We start from the raw sequence: 15,515 nt of genomic DNA on the forward strand, positions 1-15,515 counted from the left end.
CTCACAGTTGAGGTTGAGGAGGTTCAGGTCGTTTTCGACGGCGTCGTTGACGGGAAACGCATAGGCGGTCCCGTTGGCTTGGTAGCGAACGTAGTTCCGTGGGTCGGGGCCTCGACCCTCGACGGGGTGAAGATACAGTCGTTGCCGGTCGACGGGCTGGTCGCCGCGGCTGGTGTCGCAATGGCGCGACAGGCCATGGGCGCCGCCGCGCGTCTCCCCGCTGCAGGCGCCAACCAGATTGTCCCACGCGAGCTCCCCGGCCTTCCCCGCTTCACCGTCGCTCCGCGCCAGCCAATGATCGATCTTCATGTCGGTCGTGGGCCGGATCTGCCGCTGGCAGTAGGCACAGAGGTCGTGTTGATCCCGGACGAGAGCCTCTCGAACCGGCTGCTTCCCTGTGAAGCCACGCCAGTCGGCGCCAGGCGTCGCCGCGTGGGCTGCGAGCGCCTCGGGGCAGCGACCTTTCCGGTACCGGATCACGACGCGACAGGTGCGACGTGCTTGACGCCGCCTTCGGTGTCGAGGATCCACCGCGCGCGCACCATCGCGGCGTCATCCGGACCGAGCTGGGGTTTGAGGTCGTCGAACTTCCTGCGCGCGCCTGCGTAGTCCTCGACGTCGAGCAGGTGGAAAAGTTCGTCGAGTTCGCGCGCGGTCGCTTCGGGGCGGGCCGGGACGCCGAACACGTCTTCCAGCAGCTCGTTTGAGGCCCGGCCCTCGACGAACAGGTTGACGTCGACCAGCTGGTTGTTGTCGAACAGCCGAACCTGGCCGCGTTCGACCGTCGACACCACCTGCGGCGAGTGAGTCGTGGCTATGAACTGCATCCGGGGGAACGCCCGCCGCAGGCTGGGGATGACCGAGCGCTGCCACTTCGGATGCAGGTGCAGCTCGATCTCGTCGATGAGCACGATGCCGGCGGTCTCGCGGGCCGCGTCGACGCCGAACTGAGGGTTCAGGGTCGCCGCGCGTTGTGCGATGTCTGCGGCCATCGCGATCATGTTGCGGTAGCCGTCGCTGAGCATCGAGAACGACTCGACAGCGCCGCTGCGTTCGATCCGGATCTCCTTTTGTTTCAGGTCGAGCCAGAACCGGGTGACCCCATGGATGCAGTCGCACACGGCCCGCGTCACGGCAGCCATGCGAGGCTCGGCGAAGGTCGGGTCACGCTCCCGGGCTTCGAGTTCGATCAGCCGCTTATCGTACATCCACAACGTGAGCAGCTGCTCGGACGTGGCCATCTCGAGGCAGTCCGTGTAGCCATCGAAGCGCGTATTGAGGCCGAGACGCTCCTCCGTGATCTTCCGCTGGCGCCAGAGGCGACCGGTCCCGTAGCAGGTCAACAACGGCAGTGGGACCTCTTTCCCGTTCTGCACCAGTCCTTGTAGGAAGGACCCGAACGAACGTACGGCGGCCTCGCTTCCCCACGCCGTCCGCTGGTCGCGCCCGGCACGTGACCGCTCCCATTGCAGCGGTGAATCGAAGATGTCCAGCTGGCGCGGGTAACGGCTCACGTCCGCGACAGCTCTGACCTTGACCGGCCATTGGGTTTGAAGGTCGGGTACTCCACCGACTTCATGGACGACTCGCCGGGCGTGCGCGATGTCTATGCTCTGGTCGGGGCTCTGATCGACCGCGGCGAAATACGATCCGAGCGCGACCTTGATGGCTTCCAGCACGCCAGATTTGCCCGCCCCGTTGCCGACGACCAGCAGCGTCACGTGCTCGTCGAACGTGACGTCGAGCTGCTCGAAGCCGCGGAAGTTCTCGACGTGCAGGGACTTCAACCACATGGCCGTAGGCTCACTCTAGCGCAGCCGCCCCGCGCCTGCCTACCGCGCCCACAGGATCGCGAGGTCGAGCTCGATGGCGTCGAAGGGCTCGGCGCGCACGCGGTCGGTGGCGCTCGCGGTCAGGACGATGCGGTAGGTGTCGCCGTCGAGGCGCAGCACCTCGAGGGTCTGGGCCAGGCCGTCGACGAACCAGACGTGGCCGACGCGGTTGCGCGCGTAGGCCGCGAGCTTGCGGGTGCGGTCGAGGCGCGCGGTCGACGGCGAGAGCACCTCGCACACCCAGTCCGCGGCGAGCGTGAAGTAGGGCAGGTCGATCGGCACCTCGGGCATGCGCTCACGGCGCCAGCCCGCGACGTCGGGCACCAGCACGTCCTTGCCGAGGTGGAGCTCGGGCTCGAACAGGATCACCCAGCCGCCGGGGCCGCCGCGACCGCGCTTGAACGGCGGCCCCAGCTCCTCGGCGATCGCCGACGCCGCGAGCGCATGCACCGGGGCGGGGCGCGGCGACACGAACAGCTCGCCGTCGACGATCTCGCCGACGACGTGCTCGGGCAGCGCCAGCACGTCGGCGTAGGTCGCCTCGGGCACCGTGCGCGACATCGGGTTCATCGTAGCACCTGGCCCGTCGCGCCTACTTCGACTTCCGGCCCTTGGCCGGCTTGGCCGGCTTGGCCGGCTTGGCCGCGCTGCCGCCCTTGGCGCCCTTGGGCGGCGCCGTCTCGAACCCGGGCCGGCTGAACGTCGGCGCCAGCCGGGCGCCGGTGTCGGGCGCGCGCCAGGCCTGGCCCCAGAAGCCGGTGGCCTTGGTCGCGGCCGGGTCGACGTACGGATCGGGCGCGGTCTCGGGGACGATCACGTCGACCATCGCCTCGGACCCGGGCAGCTCGAGGCCGGCGCGCTGCTCGGGGTGGGGCGCGACCCGCCCGTCGGCGCCGACCTTGAACATGAACGTGCGCACGACCGTCCCCTTGGCCCGCAGGTCGCAGCTCCAGGCGCCCGGGTGATCGCCGAGGAGGACCAGGTCGCCAGCGTGGTGCATGTCCTCGTAGCCACGATCCAGGTCGGCGGCGGTGCCCCACTGCAACGAGGTGGTCGACAGCACCAGGCGGCCGACCTGCGGGACGCGCTGGTTGTCCTTGGGGTCGCGCCAGTCGGCCGCCTCGACGGCGGTGTCGTAGACCGCCGACAGTCGACCGTCGACGACGCGCTCGCCGTCGACGGCGCAGCGCAGCCCGGTCAGCTCGGTGGTCTTGCCGTTGGCGTAGCTGGCCCAGGTGTAGATCTCGAACACCCGCCCGCGATGATCGTCGCCTTGGTACGCGATCGCGCTGCCCAGCAGATCGAGCGGGATGAGCTGGTACCTGGCGAAGTGCAGGCGCTTGCCGTTGCGCTCATACCAGGTCCAGAAGCGTCCGACCTCGAGCGCGTGGGTCGACAGCGGGATCACGGTGTCGTCGGCGTCGACCACGTAGGTGAGCTCGGCGGTGAGGTCGCCGAACGCGTCGAGCTCCTGCTCGCCGTCGCAGTGGAACGGCGCCTGGTCACCGCGGCCGTCGATCTTGCACTCGATCGTGGTGAGCGCCTTGCCGCCCGCGCGCCAGGTCAGGTTGATGCGGTCGTTCCGGGCGATCGTGCCGACGACCAGGCCGTCGGCCTTGACCCGGTAGCGGGCCGTGATGCCCTTGTCGTTCTCGGTCCGGGCCTCGGCCAGGCGGAACTTCAGCTCCGCGGGGTCGTTGACCACGCGTGGCTCGGCGTGCGCGAGGCCCGCGCCGGCGGCGAGGGCGGAGAGGATGACGGTCGGGACGATGGTGGTACGCGGCATGGTTCCTCAGGGGTTCGTGTCGGGGGGCGGTCCGCGACGGACCACCCGGAGCTCGGCCGCCGGGGGCTTGGGCCGGCGTCGCGCCTGCTATCGGCCGCGCGCGGCCGCGGTTGCGTCCGATCTCGATATGCTCGCGGGCGATGGCGAACCCCAGTCGTCGCGACCTCCTGCGCGGATCTGCGGCCGCGGTCGCGCTGGCCGCGTGCCGGCGCTCGCCCCAGGTGCAGGTGCCGCGGATCGTGCTGCCGCGCGGGGTCTCGGCCGGCGACGTCGACGGCGCGGCCGCGGTGGTGTGGGCCCAGAGCGATCGCCTCGCGGAGCTGCTGGTCGAGTGGGACACGAGCGAGCGCTTCGCCAACCCGCGGCGCGTGCGCGGCCCGCGGGTCGACCCCGCCGGCGACCTGGCCGGCGTCGTCGAGCTGACCGGCCTCCCGCCGGGGCAGACGATCGTCTACCGGGTGGTGTTCGAGGACGGCCGCGACCGCAGCGCGCCGACGGTCGGCCGGTTCGTGACGCCGCCGGCGGCCGGCGCGACGTGGCGGTTCGCGTGGTCGGGCGACACCTGCGGCCAGGGCTACGGCCGCAACCCCGAGTTCGGCGGCCTGCGCATCTTCGAGGCGATCCGCGCGGCCGCGCCGCGGTTCTTCCTCAACTCCGGCGACCTGATCTACGGCGACAACCCGATCCCGCCGGAGATCGCGCTGCCCGGCGGGCGGCTCTGGCGCAACACCACCGACGAGATCCTGGCCCGGGTCGCCGAGTCGCTGGCCGACTTCCGCCACCGCTTCGCCTACAACCTCGACGACCTACACCTGCGCGCGCTCCTGGCCGAGTGCGCGGTGGTCGCGCAGTGGGACGATCACGAGACCCACAACAACTGGTACCCGGGCCAGGTCCTCGACGACGATCGCTACACCGAGCGCGACGCCTCGGTCCTGGCCGCGCGCGCGCGCCAGGCGCTGTTCGACTACACGCCGATCCGCCGCGGCCGGGCCGGCGCCGGCGCGCCGATCCAGCGGGTGCTGCGCTACGGCCCCGACGTCGATCTGGTCGTCGTCGATCTGCGCAGCTTCCGCACGCCCAACGACGCCAACGATCGCGCCGACGACGGCGCCGCGATGCTGGGCTCGGCCCAGGCCCGGTGGCTGGTCGACGCGCTCGCGACCTCGCGCGCCACCTGGAAGATCGTCGCCAGCGATCAGCCGCTGGGCGTGGTCATCCCCGACGGCGACGGCCCCAACCCCGACCAGGAGGGCTGGGGCCAGGGCGCGGGCCCGCCGCGGGGCCGCGAGCGCGAGCTAGCGTGGGTGCTGGGCGAGCTGCACCGGCGCGGCGTCGCCGACGTGGTGTGGCTGACCGCCGACGTCCACTACGCCGCGGCCCACCACTTCGATCCGGCCCGCGGCACCGCCGGCGCGTTCACGCCGTTCTGGGAGTTCATCGCCGGGCCGCTGCACGCCGGCACGTTCGGGCCCAACCCCCTCGATCCGACCTTCGGCCCCGAGGCGCGGTTCGTCTGGGCGCCGCCGGCGGGCACCGGCAACCTGGCGCCCTGGGACGGCCTCCAGAGCTTCGGCACCGTCGAGGTCGACGGCGGGTCGCGGGCGCTGACCGTCCGGCTCCACGGCCCCGGCGGCGAGGAGAAGTTCGCGGTGACGCTGCCCCCGACCCGGCGGTGACTTTGATCGGAAACCCCCTTGCGAGACGGGCCCCGACCGTCTAGTTTGCGCCCCGTTGGCGGGGTAGCTCAGGGGTAGAGCAGGGGTCTCATAAGCCCTTGGTCGGCAGTTCAAATCTGCCCCCCGCCACTACGGCCGGTCCCGGCCTGCGCGCGCCACCGGCGCGAGGTGAACGCGCGCGATCCGGATGCTAACGTCCGTTCCCACTCGGGGATCGTCTAATGGCAGGACAGCAGCCTTTGGAGCTGCTTATCAAGGTTCGAATCCTTGTCCCCGAACTGCCCGCGGCCCTGGCGCGCTTCGTGATCGCGGCCGCATCCTGGTACAGTGCGCTCCGGCGACGCCCATGAAACTCGACAAGACCTGCGCCCTGTTCTTCGGAACCAAGATCGACTCCAAGACCCGTGAGGCGCTGGCCCAGGCCAAGCCCGGCGACAAGAAGTACTTCGACGGCACATCCGAAGAGTTCTTGCGGATCATCGACACCGGCGAGGAGAAGTGGATCGGCAAGGTCGTCAAGGCCGGGCCGGTGGTGACCGAGGTCGACGACATCCAGCGCAACATCGTGTCGATCATGCGGCGCGTGGCGCCGGGCGCCCGGGTGGCGCCATCGGGCATCCGGATCTTCGTGCTCCAGGGCGCGACGGTGGGCGCGGCGATCATCGACGACGAGGGCGAGGACGTCGATCCGGCGTCGTCGGGCCCCTACATCACGTTATAGGCTGGGAGGAGCTTTCGAAAGCTCCTCCCCCGGCATGCGCCGGGGCCCCCTCCTGAAACGTCCGGAGCGTGCTGCGCGGGGGCGGGGAGACCACGGGAGCGGGAGCGGGGGGGCGGGGAGACCACGGGAGCGGGAGCGGGGGGACCACGTGAAGCGCCCAGCGCGGCGGAGACCACGTAGCACTGCGGACGGTGCGCGCGGGTGCGGCGCGCGGGGCGGGGAGCCTCCGGAGCGTGTGCGCGAGCGCGGCGGGCGCATGGGCCCGTCGGGGGAGGCCGGTCAGGCGTCGCTGTAGGCGAGGCCCCAGCGGATGCCGCGATCGCAGACGACGATCGTGGGGGCCTGCAGGCGGTGCGCGAGGCGCGCGAAGATGGCGGCGCCGGCGGCGATGACGTCGGCGCGGGGTGCCTCCATGCCGGGCAGCGCGCGGCGCTCGGCGGTCGTGGCGGCGAGCAGGCGCTCGCTCCAGGCGGCCAGCGCGGCTGGCGTCAGGTGGTGGCCGTGGACGCGATCGGGGTCGTAGCCGGGCAGCGCGAGGTCGAGCGCGGCCAGCGTGGTCGCGGTGCCAGCCGAGGCGCACAGCACCACGCCGCTCGGGAGCGACGGCGTGTCCCGCGCGAACGCCGCGTCGACGTCGGCGATCAGCGCGGCGATCTCGGCGGCGGTCGGCGGGTCGTGCGCGAGGTGGCGCTCGGTCAGGCGCACCGCGCCGATCGGCACGCTCACCGCCGACACCACCCGCGCGCCGTCGGTGACGATCACCTCGCTCGAGCCGCCGCCGACGTCGGCGACCACGAACGCCCGGTCGGCCAGCTCGGGCAGGCTGCGGGCCGCGGCCCGAAACGCCAGCTCGGCCTCGCGGGCGCCGGCGATCGTGGTGATCGGCGCGCCCAGGATGGCGGCGGCCGGTTCGACGAACGCGGCGGCGTTGGCGGCCTCGCGCAGCGCCTGCGTGGCGATGACGTCGAGCCGGTCGACGCCGTGCGCCGCGAGCGCGGCGGCGTACTCGCGACAGATCGTCAGCGAGCGCTCGATCGCGTCGGGGTGGAGCTGGCCGCTGGCGTCGAGCCCCTGGCCCAGCCGCCCGAACCGGCACCAGTCGAGCACCCGCGTCAGGCCGCCGGCGGCGCTGGGCTCGACGATGAGCAGCAGCAGGGTGTTGGTACCGATGTCGATGACGGCGCGACGCATCGCGGGGTTGTACAATGACCCCGCGATCCATGCGCGTCCCTCTGGTAGTGCTCACGGGCTTCCTCGGCGCCGGCAAGACCACGCTGGTCAACCGGGTGATCGCCGCGCGCGCGGCCGCGGGCGGCGGCGCCGGCAAGCTGGCGATCATCGTCAACGAGCTGGGCGCGATCGGCATCGACGCCGATCTGCTGCCGCGCGGCGCCGCGCGCCAGGTCGAGCTGCCGGGCGGCTGCGTCTGCTGCGTGCTGGCCGACGATCTCGATCGCACGATCCTCGAGATCCTCGACGGCAACCCCGAGGTCGACACGCTCTTGCTCGAGACCACCGGCGTGGCCGAGCCGGTGCCGATCGTCTGGACCCTCGAGCGGGCGCCGCTCGACGCCCGGGTCCGGGTCGCGGCGATCGTGACCGTCGTCGATCCGCTGTCGTGGCCGGCGGCGCGGGCGGCCTCGGCCACCGCCGAGATCCAGGTCGAGAGCGCCGACGTGGTGATCCTGTCCAAGCTCGACGCCGCCGCGCCGGCCGAGCTCGCCGTGGCCGAGGCGGCGGTGACGGCGCTGGCCCCGCACGCGCCGATCCTGGCGCTGCCGACCGCCGAGGCCGCGGCGTGGCTCCTGGCGACCTTGGCGGATCCGCCCGATCGGGCCGATCGGGCCGGCGCCCACGCCACGACGACCACGCGCACCACGCGCACGGTCCGGGCCACGACGTCGGCAGCGCCGCGCTGGCGATCGATCCCGCGGTCGAGGTCGATCTCGAGGCGTTCGAGGAGGCCGTGGCCGAGCTCCCGACCGCGTACTTCCGCGTCAAGGCGATCGTCTTCGGGCGCGACCTCCGGCGCGGGGACGCGGCGCCGGGCTGGGCGGTGGTCCATCGGGTCGGCGGGCGGGTGTCGAGCGAGCCGATCGCCGCTCCCGCCGGCGGCGCGCGCATCGTCGGGCTCGGGCGTGAGGTGGCCGAGGCGCCCCTGGCCGCGTGCGTGGCGGCGGCCGTGGTACGGTCACCGCGGGGCTCGTGATGACGCTCGACGAACGGCCACAGGCGACGACGTTGCACGAGCTCCTGCTCGAGGTGCGCGGCGGTTACGTGCTGCACCGGCCGATCCTCGTCGACGTGACCCCGGCCGACCCCAACGGCCCCGACACCACGATCGACCGGACCCTGACGATGCAGCTGCCGGCCAGCGGCGAGCCGACGCTGGCCGCCGAGCTGGCCGGGTGCCGGTTCGTGCTGATCGGCCCCAACACGCTCCACGCCGCCGCCGAGCCGCCGATCACGATCGGGCGCTCGCGCCGGTGCGGCGTGCGCGTCGACAACGAGTCGGTCAGCAAGGTCCACGGGGCCTTCGGCTTCGACGAGGCCCGCGGCTACGTCGTCGTCGACGAGCACTCGCGCAACGGCACCCGCGTCAACGGTCAGCCGCTGGCGCCGGGGACCGCGACCTCGGTCTACGCCGGCGCGCAGGTCAGCTTCGGCGACGCGACGTTCGTGTTCATCGATCCTCCGACCTTGCGCAAGCTGGCGCGCCTGGCGACATGAGGGCGGCGCTGCTCGCGATCGCGGCGGCGGCGGCGTGCACCCAGGATCCGATCGCGGTGGCCGTCCGCGGCGGCGCCGACCACAACCGCGCGGCGCTGCTCGCGGCCGCCCGCCAGTGTCGCACCGCCGGGAACAGCCCCGAGGCGTTCGCCGCGTTCGCGAAGAGCGTCCTGACCCTGCGGGTCGGGATGGACGAGACCGTCGCCGACGAGGCCGAGCTGCTGCTGCTCGCGCTCGCGCTCGACGCGGCCGCGCCGCTGCCGGGCGCGGCCACCGGCGCCGACGCGCCGATCCTCACCGTGTGGCCGATCGGCCTGGCGCCGCGCATCACCGCCCCGGTGCCCGGCTACCCGCTGTCCGACGCGTGGAGCGAGTACATGCCCGGCCCCGACGAGGACGCCGGGCGCTACGCGATGCGGCTGTGCGGGGCGCAGCTGGCGTCGACGTGCGGCTACATCGTGCCCGAGGGCCAGACGGCGGTGGTCGCGTCGGTCGCGATCGAGCGCTTCACCGATCGCGTCCGCGCCGCGGTCGCCAACTGCCTGAGCTGCGGCGGCGACGTCTGGCGCGAGCGCATCGCCGGGTGGGAGGGGCTCGATCGCGCCGCGGTCGCGTACATCGAGCCGGCCCGCCGCCGCGCCGCGGTCGCGCGGTGGCCCGTGGCCGGGCCCGGCGCCCGGGAGGCGCCCGAGGCGCCGACGCTCACGCTCGAGGACGACGGCGGGATCCTGGTCGACGACGAGTCGGTCGGGCCGACCGCGCTGGTGGCGTTCCTCGCGGCGACCCGGCGCGAGGCCCGCACCTCGACCCTGCGCGTCCACCTCGCGCCCAGCGCCGCGGTCGCGCGCTTGCGCGGCGCGCTCGACCAGGCCGCCGCCGCCGGCTTCGTCCGGGTCGCGCTGGTCGCCCGCGTGCCGCGGTACCCGTGGCAGCTCGTGGCCTACACGCTCGACGTCGGCGCGTCGCTGCCGGTCAAGGACGCCGATCCGATCCAGATCCTCGCGCGCGTGCTCGACGTGCGCGCCACGCGCTGAGCCGTCGCCGCCGGGCCGCCAGCGCAGGTCGCGGATCGTCGCCGCGCGCTCCGCCGTCGCCGCCGGGCCGTCAGCGCAGCGCGCGGATCGTCAGCGGCGCGACGCCGGTCAGCGCGATCGTGCCGTCGGCGGCGATCGTCACCTCGGCCTCGGGCGTGGCCTCGACCTCGGCCAGGGTGTGGCGCCCGGTCAGCAGGTGGATCGCCTGGTTGGCGGAGCCGCGCAGGCCGTGGCCGTGGCGCGCCTCGGCGCGGTAGCGGCCGTCGATCAGCACGTCGAGGTGCGCGAGCACCGCCGGCCCTAGCGCCTGCGCGGTCAGCTCGGCGCGGGCGTAGCCCGAGAACATCAGCGTCGACAGCCCGCGCCGGCGCGCCGCCAGCAACAGCTCGAGCGCGGCCGGCGCCTGCTGCATCGGCTCGCCGCCCGACAGCGTGAGGCCGTCGACGTCGGCCCGGCCGATCGCCGCCACCACCTCGGCCAGGTCGACGCCCGGTCCCGTGGCCGCGTGGGTGGCCGGGTTGAAGCAGCCCGCGCACCCGAGCGTGCAGCCCTGGAACCAGACGACCATGCGGGTGCCCGGCCCGTTGGCCCGGCTGCGCGCCAGGGTGTCGTGCAGGCGCGCGATCACTTGGCCGTCGGCGGCGGGACGGACGGGCGCCCGCGCAGGCCGAACTTCGACGGCACCACGTCGAGCTCCTTGAACAGCAGGTCGGGCGTCGCGACCGAGCTCTCGATCCCCGACGACGGCACGAAGCCCTCATCGACGCCGCCGATCTTGTGCTCGAGGTAGCTGTCGGTCGAGGCCAGGAAGTTGATCACCGTCGGGGTCTTGCCGACCGCGATCACGTCGCGCCACGCCTTGATCGGGATCTCGGCGAGCTGGACGCCGCGCACGAGCTCGCGCTTGCCGCCGGCGCTGACCTTGTAGGCCAGCGTCGCCGGCGGCGGCAGATCGGGGTTGGCGCTGGTGATGATCTGGATCAGCTCGCGCTTGGCCAGCTCGGTGGTGGCGGTCATCGCCGAGTCGTCGAACGCGGCGATCGCCAGGCCGTAGGGCACGCCCGCGGCCTTGGCCGCCGCGAGCAGCCGCGCGGTCAGCGCGGCCGGCGCGACGCCGCCCTTGGCGGTCACCGTCAGGTTGGTGGCGGTGCCGTGGAAGGCGCCGCCCGGGGCGACCCGCCGGGCGTGGCCGTTCGAGCGCTCCTTGGCGGTCGGCACCGTGCGCGCGGTCAGGAGCGCCGCGAGCGTGCCGTCCTTGACCACGACCACGCGCTCGGCCGGCACGCCCTCGTCGTCGATCGCGTAGCCGCCGATCACCGACACGCCGGCCGACGCCGCGGCCGTGGGATCGTCGGCGACCGACAGCGTCGGCGCCAGCACCCGGGCCCCGACCTTCTCGGCCAGCTCACCGCCGAGGCGCTTGGCCTCGGCCGGCGGCAGGCCCAGGGGCAGCGGCGTGCCGTCGAGGTGCGGCGCCAGCGACCACCGGACCACGCCCGCGGCGGCCGCGCCCTCGAACAGCACCGGGCCGCTGTAGTGGTCGAGCACCGGCGCGTCGATCAGCGCGCGCAGATCCGCGCTCATGCGCCTGGCCGCCATCGTCAGGTCGGCGTCGTTCGGCAGGTTGGCCGCGGTCGCGCCGTACCGCGACAGGTACTGCGCCACCTCCGCGCCGTCGGCGGCCTGGCCGGTCACGACCATCACCAGGCCCGAGGCTCGGCGCGTGTCGTGCGTGCTGGTGCCCTCGCTCGACAGGTACCAGCGCCGCTCGAGGTACGACGTGATGGCGACGCGCGAGTCCCGGATGTGCGGCTGGTCGCGGAACAGCGCCGACAGCCGCTCGGCCCGCGCGGTGATCGCGTCCTTGTCCTCGAGCGCCGGCACCTGCACCGGGTCCTCGCTGACCGTCGGCTTGACGTCGGACCACACCGGCGGCGTGGTCGTGCCGAGGCCGCCGGCGGTGCGCGCGTCGAGCTTGGCCCGGAGCTGCACCAGCGCCTCCTTGTAGGCCTGGTCGGTGACCAGCCACGCGGCGCGGCGGGCGATCCGCGGCGTCGCCTCGAGCGGCAGGTTGGTCGCGGCCGAGCCGTCGATGTTCTCCTCGCGCGCGATCACGAAGTTGCCGTTGTCGAGGCCGTCCCACTGGACCCGGACCCGGCACTCGATGTTGACGAAGTGACGGGCCTTGGCGTTGGTGACGAACCCGAGGCTCGCGACCGCGTCGTTGACCTCGACCTCGGTGACCTTGTAGCTGATGTGGAACGGCTTGGGCGCGTCGGGCAGGGCCAGCCGCGCCATCGCCCGGTCCATCTCCTCGGCGATCGCGTCGATGATGGCGGGCGTGACCGCGGTCGACGTGACCGCGGCCGGCGGCGGGGCCGGCGGGGCCGGCTTGGCGCTCGCGATCTGGGTCAGGCCCAGCAGCACGAGCGAGGACAGCGCGAGGCGGTTCATCGCACACCTCCCGCGCGGATCGACGGCGGTGGGTTGAGGACCGGGGGCCGATCGGCCGGGATGAACGACTTCTCGATCTCGAGCTTGTCGAGCAGCAGGCTCGGCGCCGAGGCCGACACCGGCACCCAGCCGCTCTCGGCGCCGCAGACGCCGTTGAAGGTCTCGACCTCGCGGCTCGCGGCGCGGATCGACTGCAGCGCCACCAGCGGCGTGCCGCCGATGTCGATGCCGCGCACCAGCTCGCGCCGGCCGTCGGGGTAGAGCCGGTACGCCATCACCGGGTTGACCTTGAACGCCTGGGGCGCGAACGCCGAGGTGTTGGTGAACCCGCCCGAGATGTCGGTGAAGACCATGCCGTAGGGCCGGCCCTGCTGCTTGACCTCGGCCAGGAGCATCTTCTCGAGATCGCCGCGCTCGACGGTCTTGTCGGCGGTGACGACCAGGTTGCCCTGGCGCGACACCGGATCGAACCCGGCCTGCTTGCGGCCGTGGCCGTTCGACCGCGGGCCGGCGGCGATCGGGTTGCGGCCCATCAGGAAGCCGACCAGCTTGCCGTCGTCGACCAGGTGGGTGAGCCGCGCGCGGACGCCCTCGTCGTCGAAGCGGTAGAAGCCGTTGAGCTGCAGGCCGTTGAGCGTGACCAGCGTCGGATCGTCGTAGACCGACAGCCAGCTCGGCATGATCTCCTTGCCGACCTGGGCCGAGAAGGTCTGGCCGCTGGTGTCGTCCTTCTGGCGGTGACCCTCGATGCGGTGGCCGAACACCTCGTGGAAGAACACGCCGGCGGCGCGGCCCTCGAGGATCGCCGGGCCGACGTAGGGATCGGCCAGCGGCGCCTCGTGCAGCGCGTCGAGGTCGGTGTTGACCGCGTCGATCATCTTGTCGAGCGCGGCGTCGTCGGGCAGGTCGGCGGGCGTGCGCCCGAACGCCTGCTCGAGCCGGTTCAGGTTGTCGCCGTCGTCGGCCTTGACGCCGACCGACACCGACAGCTGCGCGGTGGTCCACGCCATCTGGGTCTGGGTGCCGTCGCTGTTGACGAACCACGCGAGGTTCTGCGTGAACACCGCGCCGCAGCTGCCGCGGGTGGCGTGGCCGCGCAGGGCCCGCCCCGAGCAGCGCTTGAGCCGCGCGACCCAGGCGGCCTTGTCGAACGTCAGCGTCACCGGCGCGGCGATGTAGGTCTCGGCCGGCGCCGGCGAGAAGTCGGGCTCGGCCGCGCGCTTGCCGAGCGTGCGCTGGTCCTGGCGGACGTAGGCCAGGGCCAGCACCGCCTCGCGGTAGCGCCGATCGGTCTCGAGCCAGAGGTGGTTGGCGATCGCCTGGGGATCGCTCCCGAACGGGACGGTCGCGCGGCGGCGCAGCGGCTCGTTGAGGCCGTTGTCGTCGTTGGTGATCGCGCGGGTGTTGTCGAGCGCGGGCGTGCCGACGCGGATCTCGACGTCGAGCACGCGGTCGGTCTCGTCGCTGTCGCCGACCAGCGCGCCGCCCTCGGCGTCGAGCGAGACCACGCGCTGCTCGACGATCTGGTAGCCGAGGTAGTAGGCCGGATCGGTGGCCTTGGTCAGCGCGGTCATCCAGCGCTGGTTCTCGGCGACCATGATGTCGAGCACCGGCGACCGCGCCGAGGGCGTGTCGTCGCTCAGCGGCGCGTCGGTGGTGACGGCGATGTGGGTGGGGATGTCGGCGAGGGTGATCGGGGGATCGACGGGCGGGAGATCGACCGGCGGCCGCACGACCTTCTTGCCACCAGGGCCGCACGCGGCGAGGGCCGCGGCCAGGGCCCAGGCAGGGGCATGGCGATGCATATGCGGCAAGCGTAGGGGGCCACCCGCCTGCGGTCAAACCCGAGCGGCGCCACAGCCGGACGAGTTTCCGTGGCGGGTGCGCGCCGGCGCACGTCGTGGCGGGCGGCGGTTGACCGCGCGGCCGAGCCCCGTCGAGCCCTCGGCGACGCGCGCCGCCCGCCGCGTGGCCCACGAGGTGCGGGCGAGCCCGCGGGACCTGGACGTCCCCCCGCCAAGGCCTGGTGCGGGGACGACCCCTGTGCCGGTCAGCGCTTCGGGATCGCCGGCGACGACCGCCGCGCCGCGATCAACGACCCGTGGATCGCCGCGCCCAGGCACACCGCCTGCTCGGGCGGCACGCCCGCGTGGATCGGGACGCCGAAGAAGCGCTGCGCGGCGTCGCGGATGGCCGGCATCAGGGACGAGCCCCCGCACAGGTAGACGCCGGTGAGCTGATCGCCGGTCACGCCGGCCTTGCGCAGCGTCTGCGCGCACACGTCGAGCGTGCGGCGGATGATGGCGCCGGCCGCGCGGGCCAGGGTCGCGCTGTCGAGCGCCAGCTTGAGGTCGACCATGCCGTCGGTCGTGCGCAGCACCTCGGGCACGTGCAGCGTGGTCGACGGCGCGGTCGACAGGGCCCGCTTGGCCTCCTCGCACGCGAACCGGACCCGCTGGTACTCGACCACCTGGCGCCGCAGATCGACCTTGTGCTTGCGCCAGAACTGGTTGGCCGCGGCCTCGGCCAGCACCGAGTCGATGTCGTCGCCGCCCAGCCAGGCGTCGCCCAGGGCCGCCACCACCTGGAACCGCGAGCGCGACACGTCGACGATCGAGAAGTCGAAGGTGCCGCCGCCGAAGTCGTAGATGCCGATCAGGCCGCCGAAGCCAGCCACGTAGCGGTTGGCCAGGGCCGCGGCGTTGGGCTCGGCGATCAGGCCGACCACGTCGAGCCCCGCGAGGCGGGCGGCGGTCTCGACCGCACGGCAGCGGACCTCGTCGAAGCTGACCGGCACGGCCAGGACGACCTCGGTCACGGGTTCGCCCAGGTGCTGCTCGGCGATGGCCTTGGCCGCGGACAGCAGGTGGGCGCACAGCTGCGGGATCGCGTACTCCTCGCCGTCGATGTCGATCACGACGGTGCCGTCGTCGCCGGCGTGGCTGCCGTAGGGCGCCGCCCCGACGAAGGTCTGGACCTCGCGGTCGGTGAACTTGCGGCCCAGGAGGCGCTTGGGCGAGGCGATCGTCCGCGACGGATCGGTCGTGATCCGGGATCGGGCGACGGCCCCGACCACGACCTCGCGCGGGGTCGGGAACGACACCACCGATGGGAACGAGCGGGCGCCGTCGCCGGGGGTCAGGATCGTGACCTTGGTCCCCTGGGTCGCGGCGACCGACGTGTTGGTCGTGCCGAGGTCGATGCCGACGATGGTGGACTTCGAGCTCATGCGCAGGCGGCCCGTAAATGTACCAGCTTCGGCACCGAGTTCGCGACCCC

At 73.2% G+C, this 15,515-nt stretch carries 15 protein-coding genes and 2 tRNA genes; 7 read left to right on the plus strand and 10 right to left on the minus strand.

Annotated elements, in window-relative coordinates; translation table 11 throughout:
- The 4 genes from IPL61_12665 to IPL61_12680 form a co-directional block, all read right to left on the minus strand.
- Positions 1-480 (minus strand): TIGR02646 family protein (locus IPL61_12665; protein MBK9032151.1); only part of this gene is annotated, 480 nt, incomplete at its 3' end.
- Positions 477-1,787, minus strand: a complete 1,311-nt coding sequence (locus tag IPL61_12670) for an AAA family ATPase (GenBank protein ID MBK9032152.1) — start codon at positions 1,785-1,787, stop codon at positions 477-479. The genes IPL61_12670 and IPL61_12665, both read right to left, overlap by 4 nt.
- A 45-nt stretch (positions 1,788-1,832) precedes the next feature.
- Entirely contained in the window at positions 1,833-2,402 is a 570-nt protein-coding gene (locus IPL61_12675) for a Uma2 family endonuclease (protein MBK9032153.1), read from the minus strand.
- A gap of 22 nt (positions 2,403-2,424) precedes the next feature.
- Positions 2,425-3,618: a hypothetical protein gene (locus IPL61_12680; GenBank protein ID MBK9032154.1), complete on the minus strand. Its 1,194-nt coding sequence runs from the start codon at positions 3,616-3,618 to the stop codon at positions 2,425-2,427.
- A gap of 140 nt (positions 3,619-3,758) precedes the next feature.
- On the opposite strand from IPL61_12680, the gene IPL61_12685 reads away from it, so the two are divergent.
- The 4 genes from IPL61_12685 (at position 3,759) to IPL61_12700 (ending at position 6,018) form a co-directional block, all read left to right on the plus strand.
- Positions 3,759-5,297, plus strand: coding sequence for an alkaline phosphatase D family protein (locus IPL61_12685; protein MBK9032155.1), 1,539 nt, complete (start codon positions 3,759-3,761; stop codon positions 5,295-5,297).
- A gap of 57 nt (positions 5,298-5,354) precedes the next feature.
- A tRNA-Met gene (locus tag IPL61_12690) sits at positions 5,355-5,426 on the plus strand.
- Positions 5,427-5,504: 78 nt separating this feature from the next.
- Positions 5,505-5,575, plus strand: a tRNA-Gln gene (locus IPL61_12695).
- Between the two features lie 68 nt (positions 5,576-5,643).
- A complete protein-coding gene (locus IPL61_12700; GenBank protein MBK9032156.1) occupies positions 5,644-6,018 on the plus strand; it encodes a hypothetical protein in 375 nt (124 codons plus the stop codon).
- Between the two features lie 279 nt (positions 6,019-6,297).
- On the opposite strand, the gene IPL61_12705 is transcribed toward IPL61_12700, so the two are convergent.
- Together IPL61_12705 and IPL61_12710 are read right to left on the minus strand one after the other, a co-directional pair.
- Entirely contained in the window at positions 6,298-7,209 is a 912-nt protein-coding gene (locus IPL61_12705) for a hypothetical protein (GenBank protein ID MBK9032157.1), read from the minus strand.
- Positions 7,131-7,778 carry a hypothetical protein gene (locus IPL61_12710; GenBank protein ID MBK9032158.1) on the minus strand — a complete coding sequence of 216 codons (648 nt, stop codon included), beginning with the start codon at positions 7,776-7,778 and terminating at the stop codon, positions 7,131-7,133. Before IPL61_12710 ends, IPL61_12705 begins: the two co-directional genes overlap by 79 nt.
- 38 nt (positions 7,779-7,816) lie before the next feature.
- Between IPL61_12710 and IPL61_12715 the strand changes: the two genes are divergently transcribed.
- Genes IPL61_12715 through IPL61_12725 form a run of 3 tightly spaced genes read left to right on the plus strand, consistent with a single transcriptional unit; the run spans position 7,817 to position 9,782 of the window.
- Positions 7,817-8,227 (plus strand): hypothetical protein, encoded by a 411-nt coding sequence (locus IPL61_12715; GenBank protein ID MBK9032159.1) that lies wholly within the window; start codon positions 7,817-7,819, stop codon positions 8,225-8,227.
- Positions 8,227-8,748, plus strand: coding sequence for an FHA domain-containing protein (locus IPL61_12720; GenBank protein ID MBK9032160.1), 522 nt, complete (start codon positions 8,227-8,229; stop codon positions 8,746-8,748). The genes IPL61_12715 and IPL61_12720 overlap by 1 nt, the downstream gene beginning before the upstream one ends.
- Positions 8,745-9,782: a hypothetical protein gene (locus tag IPL61_12725; protein ID MBK9032161.1), complete on the plus strand. Its 1,038-nt coding sequence runs from the start codon at positions 8,745-8,747 to the stop codon at positions 9,780-9,782. The genes IPL61_12720 and IPL61_12725 overlap by 4 nt, the downstream gene beginning before the upstream one ends.
- 70 nt (positions 9,783-9,852) lie before the next feature.
- On the opposite strand, the gene IPL61_12730 is transcribed toward IPL61_12725, so the two are convergent.
- The 4 genes from IPL61_12730 to IPL61_12745 all read right to left on the minus strand — a co-directional run bounded on the left by IPL61_12730 (position 9,853) and on the right by IPL61_12745 (position 15,465).
- Positions 9,853-10,410 carry a radical SAM protein gene (locus IPL61_12730; GenBank protein ID MBK9032162.1) on the minus strand — a complete coding sequence of 186 codons (558 nt, stop codon included), beginning with the start codon at positions 10,408-10,410 and terminating at the stop codon, positions 9,853-9,855.
- Entirely contained in the window at positions 10,407-12,236 is a 1,830-nt protein-coding gene (locus tag IPL61_12735) for a hypothetical protein (protein MBK9032163.1), read from the minus strand. The genes IPL61_12730 and IPL61_12735 overlap by 4 nt, the downstream gene beginning before the upstream one ends.
- Positions 12,233-14,041 (minus strand): peptidase U62, encoded by a 1,809-nt coding sequence (locus IPL61_12740; protein MBK9032164.1) that lies wholly within the window; start codon positions 14,039-14,041, stop codon positions 12,233-12,235. Before IPL61_12740 ends, IPL61_12735 begins: the two co-directional genes overlap by 4 nt.
- Positions 14,042-14,286: 245 nt before the next feature.
- Positions 14,287-15,465 carry an Hsp70 family protein gene (locus IPL61_12745; protein ID MBK9032165.1) on the minus strand — a complete coding sequence of 393 codons (1,179 nt, stop codon included), beginning with the start codon at positions 15,463-15,465 and terminating at the stop codon, positions 14,287-14,289.
- Between the last annotated feature and the right edge of the window lie 50 nt (positions 15,466-15,515).

The organism is Myxococcales bacterium, assembly GCA_016717005.1.
Classification (GTDB): Bacteria; Myxococcota_A; Polyangia; order Haliangiales; family Haliangiaceae; genus UBA2376.